General features: G+C 59.8%; 9 protein-coding genes and 1 pseudogene. 5 read left to right on the forward strand and 5 right to left on the reverse strand.

Annotated features, from left to right (window positions below):
• The first annotated feature begins 363 nt into the window (after positions 1-363).
• Positions 364-813, forward strand: a complete 450-nt coding sequence (locus tag FEV16_RS04810) for a hypothetical protein (protein ID WP_138166409.1) — start codon at positions 364-366, stop codon at positions 811-813.
• Between the two features lies 1 nt (position 814).
• Here the strand turns inward: FEV16_RS04810 and xseA are convergent, their stop codons facing one another.
• Complete coding sequence (gene xseA / locus FEV16_RS04815; RefSeq protein ID WP_138166410.1) at positions 815-2,356, reverse strand: exodeoxyribonuclease VII large subunit; 1,542 nt, start codon at positions 2,354-2,356, stop codon at positions 815-817.
• Positions 2,357-2,501: 145 nt separating this feature from the next.
• On the opposite strand from xseA, the gene FEV16_RS04820 reads away from it, so the two are divergent.
• From FEV16_RS04820 to FEV16_RS04835, 3 genes are all read left to right on the forward strand, one after another.
• Positions 2,502-3,626 carry an aminotransferase gene (locus FEV16_RS04820; RefSeq protein ID WP_138166411.1) on the forward strand — a complete coding sequence of 375 codons (1,125 nt, stop codon included), beginning with the start codon at positions 2,502-2,504 and terminating at the stop codon, positions 3,624-3,626.
• A gap of 426 nt (positions 3,627-4,052) precedes the next feature.
• Positions 4,053-4,439, forward strand: a complete 387-nt coding sequence (locus FEV16_RS04825) for an HU family DNA-binding protein (protein WP_138166412.1) — start codon at positions 4,053-4,055, stop codon at positions 4,437-4,439.
• 586 nt (positions 4,440-5,025) lie between these two features.
• Positions 5,026-5,586 (forward strand): cytochrome b/b6 domain-containing protein, encoded by a 561-nt coding sequence (locus FEV16_RS04835; RefSeq protein ID WP_246657170.1) that lies wholly within the window; start codon positions 5,026-5,028, stop codon positions 5,584-5,586.
• Positions 5,587-5,681: 95 nt separating this feature from the next.
• Here FEV16_RS04835 and FEV16_RS04840 read toward each other — a convergent pair whose 3' ends face one another.
• From FEV16_RS04840 to glmM, 3 genes are all read right to left on the reverse strand, one after another.
• Positions 5,682-5,999, reverse strand: coding sequence for a hypothetical protein (locus FEV16_RS04840; protein WP_138166414.1), 318 nt, complete (start codon positions 5,997-5,999; stop codon positions 5,682-5,684).
• Positions 6,000-6,128: 129 nt separating this feature from the next.
• Positions 6,129-6,368, reverse strand: a complete 240-nt coding sequence (locus FEV16_RS04845; RefSeq protein WP_246657171.1) for a hypothetical protein — start codon at positions 6,366-6,368, stop codon at positions 6,129-6,131.
• 175 nt (positions 6,369-6,543) lie between these two features.
• Positions 6,544-7,890, reverse strand: a complete 1,347-nt coding sequence (gene glmM / locus FEV16_RS04850) for a phosphoglucosamine mutase (RefSeq protein WP_138166416.1) — start codon at positions 7,888-7,890, stop codon at positions 6,544-6,546.
• Between the two features lie 156 nt (positions 7,891-8,046).
• Between glmM and arsC the strand changes: the two genes are divergently transcribed.
• Entirely contained in the window at positions 8,047-8,409 is a 363-nt protein-coding gene (gene arsC / locus FEV16_RS04855) for an arsenate reductase (glutaredoxin) (RefSeq protein WP_138166417.1), read from the forward strand.
• A gap of 51 nt (positions 8,410-8,460) precedes the next feature.
• Here the strand turns inward: arsC and FEV16_RS04860 are convergent.
• A pseudogene (locus tag FEV16_RS04860) lies at positions 8,461-9,226 on the reverse strand (cell division protein FtsH); the annotation flags it as partial.

The raw sequence follows: 9,226 nt of genomic DNA on the forward strand, positions 1-9,226 counted from the left end.
ATGGCGGTAGTCCTAGTCTTTCACGGTTAAGCGAAGGTTCCGTCAACCTTGATCGCAGGTATCTCGGACCTGTAGCATTTGAGCAAAGTTGCGCCTTCGTTAATAAACAGTTAATTGGTTAACGGAAGCTTAACGCTCTGTTTCGGCAGGAATTTGACGACCTCGGCTAAGCCGCCGGGTCTGATGTGGGAAGCATCCTCCCAATTTCTGGAATGGCGCGGCCAGGAGAGGATTTCGGCCAAGCCCGTGGAAAGAGAACATCCCCGACGCCGCGGCGAGGCCTGGTTGCTTTGGTGAGAGCCTCGCTCTTAATATTAATCAAGAATCGCGCGTAGCGGCGGCGGGCGCGATTGGGAGCGTGGGATGAACGAAGGTATCGCGCCCTTCCTGTCGCCGTTGACGCTGCTGCTTGGCGGCGGGCTTTTGGCGATCGGATTTCTATCGCTACTCGATCTGCACTTCTTTAAGACCAAGTGGCAGGGCAAGGTGGCCCTGGCGTTGGGCTTGCTTTTTATCCTCGCGACCGAGGCGATGTTCGTGACCAGTGGCGCCAGCGGCCGCTATTTTGAAGGCCAGAAACTCGACGTCACCGACTGCGAATTTCAGGCGGAACGAGATTTCCCGTCGGAGCGCCGCTCCAACCCGAAGATCATCCACGACAAGATCGTCGCCTGCATGGGCACGCTTGGCTACGATTGGAGCGACGAGCACTATCACTGCGCCGAAGCGCCCATCTCCACGAATGTCTTCTGCTATCTGCCGCGCGCGCCCATGCAGCGCAGCATCGTCGCTTGGCAAATGAGATTCGAGTAGGTCAGAACAGCGATCCCTGATCGTCGCTATCGATCCTTCTGATGCGCCGGCGGGGGCGCGGCGGCGCAGGCGGCTCGGGGATGGCGATTCCGGCGCGGGCCGCGATTCTGCCGTCGGCGATCTCGATGTCGAGACCTGTTCCTGGCGAAGCCTGCGCCACGCTGCGCACCAGCGCGCCGTTCTCGTCGCGCACGAGCGCAAAGCCGCGCGCAAGCACTGAACGATGGCTGAGGGATTCCTGCAGTCGGGCGAGCCTGTCGAGCCTATCCTGGCTGCGGCCGATCAGACCGGAAATTGCGCGATCGAGTCTCTGCGCGGCGACGGCGAGGCGTTGCTTGGCCGAGGCGTTCTGCTGACGCGCCAGAACCTGCTGTGCGCGATGGCCTTGCTGCAACCGGGCGGCTAGGCCGCGCAGTCTCTCGCGCACGCGCGCCAGTTCCGCTTGTGGAGAGTGACGGGCGAGCAGCGTTGCCGCGCGCGACAGTCGCAGCCGCCGTCCATCTCTGGCGGCGCGCACGCCGGCGCGCAGCCGCTCAGCCGACCGGTCGAGGCGCTGGCGAGGATTGGCGAGCAGCGCGTCGCCGGCGGGCAGCAGGCGCGCGAAGGTTGCAAGCTGCGTGCGGCGAAGATCCATCGCGCGTCGGCGCGCGCCTTCGAGCCGGCTTGCGCGTATCGCGAGATGCTCAAAAAGCTCGATGCGAACGGGAACGGCCTTCTCCGCGGCGCCAGTCGGGGTCGGCGCGCGCAGGTCGGCGACGAAGTCGATGAGCGTCGTGTCGGTCTCATGGCCAATCGCTGAAATGAGCGGAATGGCGCTCTCCGCCGCCGCGCGAACGACTAGCTCCTCGTTGAAGCCCCAAAGGTCCTCGAGCGAGCCGCCGCCGCGCGCGACGATCAGTACATCCGGGCGCGGAATGGCATCGCCCACGGTAAGGGCGTTGAAGCCGCGAATGCCAGCGGCGACTTCCTCCGCGCAGCTCTCGCCCTGCACCCGCACGGGCCAGAGCAGCACGCGTCGCGGGAAGCGGTCGTTCAGTCGGTGCAGAATGTCGCGGATGACGGCGCCGGTCGGCGAAGTCACGACGCCGATGACGCGCGGCAGGAAGGGCAGGGGGCGTTTGCGCGCCTCATCGAACAATCCCTCGGCCGCAAGCGCCTTGCGGCGGGCGTCGAGCAGCGCCATCAGCGCGCCGAGGCCGGCCGGCTCCAGCGACTCGATGACGATCTGATAGGAAGACTTGCCGGGAAACGTCGTGACGCGGCCGGTCGCGACGACCTCCAGCCCCTCCTGCGGCCGGGTGCGCAGGCGCAGCAACGTCGATCGCCAGATCACCGCGTCGAGGCGCGCGTTCTGATCCTTCAGACAAAAATAGGCGTGGCCGGAGGCGTGTGGGCCCCGATAGTTGGAGATTTCGCCGCGCACGCGCACGCGCCCGAAGCGATCCTCAATCGTCCGCTTCAGCGCATTGGCGAGTTCGGAGACGGTAATCTCCGGCGTATTGCTTTGAGGAGTCTCTCCTCCGATCTCGGTCAGGTCGGACATGACCGAGAGATATGGTCCAATCCGGCTCCCTAGGCGAGGGAAATGAAAAAAGACCGGGATCGCTGCGATTTAGTTCTATGTGGATTGCTGCGCCTTAGAAGCGGCGGGCGCTCAAATCCACAGCTTCGACATAGGGACGGAACTTATGCAAATCAGGGAGTTTGGAGTCGAACGCTGGATGTATCTCTATGAGAATGTTTGCGAGCTGAACCTTGCCGAAACCTGCGTAGAATCGCTGTCAGTCGCCGAGTTATTGAAGATCGCCGGCAAGGAAGATGCGTTGCTCGGCGAGATTCTGCCGATGAAGCTGACGTACGGCGAGATCGACGGCACGGACCGCCTGCGCGGCAATGTCGCGTCATTATACGAGAACCAACGCGTGCCAAATGTGCTGATTACACATGGCGCGATCAGCGCGAATGCCCTCGTCTATGAGGCGCTAATCGAGCCAGGCGATCACATGATATCTGTGCTGCCGACGTATCAGCAGCACTACTCTATTCCCGAGAGCTACGGCGCAAGAGTCGACATTTTGCGCTTACGTGAGGAAAACGCATTCCTGCCGGACCTCGACGAACTAAAACGAATGGTCACGCCGTCGACGCGCGTGATCGCCTTCAGCAATCCGAACAACCCAACCGGGTCACTAATGGAACCTGCCTTTCTCGAGCAGGTCGTCCGGATTGCGCGTTCATGTGGAGCCTATGTGTTGAGCGACGAAGTATATCGTGGCGCCGATCAGCAAGGAGCCGGCTTCACCACGTCGGTCGCGGACCTTTACGAGAAAGGCATCAGCACGGGCAGCATGTCGAAGACCTGGTCGCTCGCGGGCTTGCGAGTAGGTTGGATCGTTGCGCCTGTCGAGGCGATTCATCGCGTGCAGATCCATCGTGACTACAACACGATCAGCGTCGGCATGCTGAATGATCTGCTCGCGTCTATTGCGCTTGAAAACCGGGGAGCAATTCTGGAACGCAACCACGGCATTTTGCGAACAAACCTCTCCCTGCTCGACGCCTGGATCGCCAAAGAGCCACGCTTGTCCTATGTGAAGCCGAAGTCGGGCACGACGGCATGGGTGCGGGTCGACGCCAGCATGACGTCTCGTGATTTTTGCGTCGCCTTACTCGAAAAGACGGGCGTGATGTTCACGCCGGGCAGCGCCCTGGATGGCGAAGGCTATATTCGGATCGGCTACGGCAATAATCGTGACGTGATCGTGGCGGGTCTGGCAAGAACGTCGGAATTTCTGCGCCGCGCCGACGCCTAGAAGGTCGGTGCGGCTAGAGGCAAAAAAACAACGCGAATGGACCTTGTACACCGTGCCGTGGGGTCCGCTTCTGGCGCATCGCCGGGACGCAAACATCGGCCCGCTTAAGGAGTAAAGCAGGACACCAAGCGTTAGGTGGGCGTAGAAGATCCGAAAGAAGCTGCGCGGTTCCGGCGACTAAGGAACCTTGTCTAGCTTGTGTGAAGGGAAATGCCTGAAAGTGTGATCCCGATCTTCCAGGGGACCCGGCGAGATAAAAGGCGCCGAGAAACGAGCGAGACGGTTAAAATAGAGGGTTAGAAGCAGCACTATGCCGCGGGGTGCGACGCAATGAGTGCGCAGGTTTGCGAATCGGTAATGAAATCGCTACCAATCGCCTATGTACGGTCGGTTATGATCACTCCATTATCTACCGAAGGACAAACTATGGCCAAGGCAACAGTTCGGAAGGCGCCGCTGAAGAAGACCACGAAAGCAGAGCCGGCGACGATTCGGCCGCTTAAGGAAACGTATTCGAAATCAGCGCTTATAAATCTGATCGCCGAAGAAAACGATATTCCTCGCAAAACCGCTGTGGGGGTATACTCCACGCTGGAGAGGGTTCTTCTTGGGTCCGTCCATCCGCGAGGCGTAGGCGAATGCACCCTGCCGGGCCTCCTCAAAGTCACGCTTCGCAAAGTGCCGGCGCGAAAGGCGGGTACATTGGTTCGCAATCCGTCTACCGGCGAAATGGTGCCTGCGGCCGCCAAGCCGGCAAGCGTGCGCGTCAAAATCCGTCCGCTCGCCAGATTGAAAGCAGCGGCGATGAAGTAAAGATATCGTCGTTCAGTGCCGCAGTTTGTGAAGCCGTGAGCGAGCCCGCATTGATAGATGCGGGCTTCTTGTTATTCGATGTCTCGATAATCTGCTTTGCGAGTGGGCGGCGCGGTCGGCGACGGGTTGGAGAAGAATAACAAGAGCGCGTATAAATAGCTTGCTCAGAATTACCTCGCGGGCGACCATATATATTTTTCGGCTTTAGCCGTGGGGCATACACGGCTCGCTACGTCGCTGGAATCATCTGCTCCTACGGTCTAACGGACTTCTCAACAAAAACGCCATCCGATGAAGTCATGTGGCAGCAGGTCGACCGAGTCTTCGAGGCTTGCCGAAACAGGCCAAGCCGCTAAGCCTCGCGGACCTAACCTTCTTTCATACGCCCGCAGGCGAGTCGCCACAGAATAAGATGGAGATTCATTTTTTGGGGGTGTGGGATACAGTCGGGTCCTTGGGCATACCTAACGAGCGTATTCCGCCGACAATTTGCCGCATCTATTCTCGGCGTTCGACTGAAATTCGCCGAGGTGTAGAGCTATGTTGTTTCGATAAAGGTTCGCGGAAACATACAGGGAGGCCGTCAATGCAATGGCGTAATTCTCAGGGAGGCTACGGCGCAGCCGCGCAAATTGTTCATTGGTTTTCCGTGCTTCTTGTGGCCATCGCTTGGGTCCTCGGGACTGTCGGCGAAGACTTGCCTCGTGGGAGCGCCCGTGATTTCGGGGAACAAATCCATGTTTCAGCGGGCGAGTTGATCGCGATCCTATTGATCGTTCGTGTCGGCTGGCGTCTTTTCGATCCGCCGCCGCCTCCGGAGCCGACGCCGTTGGGAAGCTTGGGCGATTTGGCCGCAAAAATCGTCCATCTTGCGCTATACGCGCTGCTGGCGGCTGTCGTCGCTTTCGGCGTCGCGACGCAATTCGCGGATGGAGACGCGCTTTCCTTGCTCGGGATAGTCGATATCGCATCGCCATGGGCCAAGGACAAAAGCTTTGCGCACGACATGAAGGAAATTCATGAGGCTCTAGCGAATGGACTTATCATCCTCGCCACGATCCATGCCAGCTCGGCATTGGTCCATCATTTTCTTTTTCGCGATCGCACCCTGAGCCGAATGGCGCCACATTTCTCGAAGTCCCGCTGATCGAGAACGACAACACAAATCGAGCCGCCGTCGTCCTGACGCTCCCGGCTGCCCGCCGCCGGGACCGGAAGTCAATGCCGCCGAGACTCGCAGACTTATTTGTCCTTCTTTGGCTTGGTTACGCATTGGCGGCGTTCGCAAGCAGCTTCAGTGTCGTCCAGAGACGTCCCAAGGCAGAAGGGGAACGCTCTGATGAGCGCTTCCTTCGCGTCATCGACGTGAGTTGAGTTCACGGCCAGACCAGATCGACAGGGAACCGAAACAAGCGCGCAATCTTTCTTAGACTTGCAACTGAACCATTCTGCAAAAAGATTGGCCTCTACCCTTATGCGTGCGTCATAGTTATCGAGATGATGCGCCGACGCGTCGTGAATGAACGCGAGCAAAGAGATGATAATCAAAATCGGTTTCATAGCATCTCCGTGAAATGACGCGGCGCATCAGTCTTTCGTCGGGTTAATCCTCGCAGCTCATTATCAATCCCGCGCATAGCTGGGACCCGCGGCCTAATCAATCTTATTCGCGTTCCGGATTTTTAAACTCTAGCGTTCGTCGCTCATCGAATAATCCGCAGGTCGGGCGGCGCCATTCGGCAGATCGGCGAGAATGTCCGGCTGGAGATACGTCCGCCCTTCGGTTACCTGCTGGGCGACGTCGATATTGCCTCGGAGATACCAACCGCTGACATCGAGGGGCGGCGGAGTCGGCAGGTTTTCGGCGCGCGCATTTAAAGCCCCAGCGACGACCGCCGCCGACAGTAAGAGCGCGATGAAACGGCCCATGATTGGTCCCCTGCTTGAACGCGCGATCGCGTTCATGACGCGGCGATGACGAGGAAGATGTGCGGCAACGATTAAGGGAAGGTTAACCTTATCTTTTAACCATACATCTTAACCAAATGCCTGCAACCTCAATGGCGCGCACGCATACGTCATCGAAAAGATAAACGGCTTTGCGTCAGGCCGCCTCGGCCGATTCCTTCAGCACACTGCAAATCTGAGCGACGAGCGATTCGACGAGTTCGCGGTCGTCGCCTTCACCCATGACGCGTATGACGGGTTCGGTGCCGGAAGGTCGAACGATAAGTCTCCCGGAGCCGCCGAGTCGCTCCTGAGCATTGGCGATCGCAGAAGCGACCGCGGCGCGGTCTAATTCGCGACGCTGCGCGCGGACATTTTGCAGGACCTGCGGCAGCGGCTCGAATCGGTGGCAGACTTCGCTCACCGGACGGTTCTGGCGCTTCACCACCGCGAGCGCCTGCATCGCCGTCACCAGCCCATCGCCGGTCGTGCAGTAGTCGGACAGAATGACATGGCCCGACTGTTCGCCGCCGATATTGTAGCCGGCTTCGCGCATGCGCTCGATCACATAGCGATCGCCGACCGCCGTTCGCTCGAGAGTGAGTCCGAGCGAACCGAGATGACGTTCTAACCCGAGATTCGACATGATCGTCGCCACAAGACCCGGCTTCGATAGCAGTCCCTGATCGCGCCAGCTTTCGGCGACGACCGCCATCAGCTGATCACCGTCGATGAGATGTCCAAGTTCGTCGACCATGATGACGCGATCGGCGTCGCCGTCGAGCGCGATGCCGACATCGGCGCGCAATTCGCGCACCTTGTCGCGCAACGCCTGCGGCGATGTGGATCCGACGCGGTGGTTGATGTTGAAGCCGTCAGGGTCGACGCCGATGGCGATGACCTCGGCGCCAAGCTCCCACAGCGCTTCTGGCGCAACCTTGTAGGCGGCGCCGTTCGCGCAATCGACGACGACGCGCAAACCGTCGAAGCTCATATTGCGTGGCAGCGTGCGTTTGGCGAATTCGATATAGCGCGCGCGCACATCGTCGATGCGCCGCGCGCGGCCGAGATCCCTGGGGCCCGCGAGCTTGCGCGTGATGTCGCCGTCGATCAGGCGCTCGATCTCGTGTTCGATCTCGTCCGAAAGCTTATAGCCGTCCGGTCCGAACAGCTTGATGCCGTTGTCTTCGAAAGAATTGTGAGAGGCGGAAATCATAACGCCGACGTCGGCGCGCATGGACCGCGTGAGCATCGCGACGGCGGGCGTCGGCATCGGTCCCAGAAGCAGCGGATCCATGCCAACCGACGTGAAGCCGGCGACAAGCGCATATTCGATCATATAACCTGAGAGCCGCGTGTCCTTGCCGATGACGACGCGATGGCGCCCCTCGCCGCGATGAAAGATCAGCCCCGCCGCCTGACCAACCTTGAGCGCGAGCTCCGGCGTGATCTTCTCATTGGCGAGGCCACGAATCCCATCGGTGCCGAAATAAGTGCGGGTCATCGAACGTCCTCAGCGAGCGGCGTCTTGGCCAGTTCGCATCCTCTCACGCCATGTCGGCGCATTTATGAACATAATGTCATATTGTGAGGGGCCGTATTCTCGCCAACCTAACGAAAGGTTAATAAACACTGGCATATCGCCCGAACGGATGTCCACATGGAAGTCAAAATCTACCACAACCCGGCCTGCGGCACCTCGCGCAACGTTCTCGCTGCTTTGCGGGATGCCGGATATGAGCCGCAGGTGATCGAATACCTTAAGAATCCGCCTAACCGGGCGACCTTGAAGGATCTTCTGCGGCGCATGGGAAAGAGCGTGCGCGATATCCTGCGCAAACGCGGCACGCCCTATGATGAACTGGGCCTTGATAACCCGGCCTTGTCCGACGACGAGATCTTTGCCGCTATCGAGAAGCATCCGATTTTGATCGAGCGGCCGATCGTCTCGATGGGCGAGAAGGCGGCGCTCTGTCGCCCAGCCGATACGGTCAATGAATTGATCGCGCAGAAAAAAAAATAGATCGCCCCACAAGCAAAAAACCCAGCGGAGACAGCTGGGTTTTTCTACTTCTCAGATCGGATGCGGCTCCAGCCCGCCGACGTCGGGCTCTGGCTTCTGTCCAGTCGAGGGCACCGCCGAGCCGCGCGGCGGAGGAGTCGGCGTCGACTCTTCACGCACGGGCCGTTTGCCGGCGAGCAGACCCTTGATTTCGTCGCCTGTCAGCGTCTCGAATTCGAGAAGCGCATTGGCGAGCGTATCGAGATCGACCCGCTTGTCGATGAGGATTTGCCTGGCCTTGTCATAGGCCTCCTGCACCAGCCGGCGCACCTCAGCGTCGATCGTCTCCTGGGTCTGTTCAGAGAAGGTCTGCGTGCGTCCGAGCGAGTAGCCGAGGAACTGCTCCTGCTGCGGATCAGCATAGGCGACCGTGCCGAGCTTATCCGAGAAGCCAAGCTGAGTGACCATCGCGCGAGCGATGCGCGTCGCCTGCTGAATGTCCGACGCCGCGCCGGAGGTCGTCTTCGCTGAGCCGAAGATCAACTCCTCAGCAACGCGCCCGCCCATCGCCATCGCCAACATCGCGATGAGCTGCTCGTAGCTTTGCGAGATCTGATCGCGCTCGGGAAGGCCCTGCACCATGCCGAGCGCTCTGCCGCGCGGAATGATCGTCGCCTTATGGATCGGAATCGATCCCGGCATGTTCAAAGAGACGAGCGCGTGGCCGCCTTCGTGATAGGCGGTGAGCTTCTTCTCCTCGTCCGTCATCACCAGCGTGCGACGCTCGGCGCCCATCATGATCTTGTCGCGCGCGTCCTCGAACTCCTGGTTCGTCACG

The organism is Methylocystis sp. B8 (assembly GCF_005771425.1).
GTDB lineage: Bacteria > Pseudomonadota > Alphaproteobacteria > Rhizobiales > Beijerinckiaceae > Methylocystis.

Coding starts and splice junctions, on each gene's coding strand:
- FEV16_RS04825 (WP_138166412.1), top strand. CDS start 4,053: ATGGCCAAGGCAACAGTTCGGAAGGCGCCGCTGAAGAAGACCACGAAA.
- xseA (WP_138166410.1), bottom strand. CDS start 2,356: ATGTCCGACCTGACCGAGATCGGAGGAGAGACTCCTCAAAGCAATACG.
- glmM (WP_138166416.1), bottom strand. CDS start 7,890: ATGACCCGCACTTATTTCGGCACCGATGGGATTCGTGGCCTCGCCAAT.
- FEV16_RS04835 (WP_246657170.1), top strand. CDS start 5,026: ATGCAATGGCGTAATTCTCAGGGAGGCTACGGCGCAGCCGCGCAAATT.
- FEV16_RS04810 (WP_138166409.1), top strand. CDS start 364: ATGAACGAAGGTATCGCGCCCTTCCTGTCGCCGTTGACGCTGCTGCTT.
- FEV16_RS04820 (WP_138166411.1), top strand. CDS start 2,502: ATGCAAATCAGGGAGTTTGGAGTCGAACGCTGGATGTATCTCTATGAG.
- FEV16_RS04840 (WP_138166414.1), bottom strand. CDS start 5,999: ATGAAACCGATTTTGATTATCATCTCTTTGCTCGCGTTCATTCACGAC.
- FEV16_RS04845 (WP_246657171.1), bottom strand. CDS start 6,368: ATGGGCCGTTTCATCGCGCTCTTACTGTCGGCGGCGGTCGTCGCTGGG.
- arsC (WP_138166417.1), top strand. CDS start 8,047: ATGGAAGTCAAAATCTACCACAACCCGGCCTGCGGCACCTCGCGCAAC.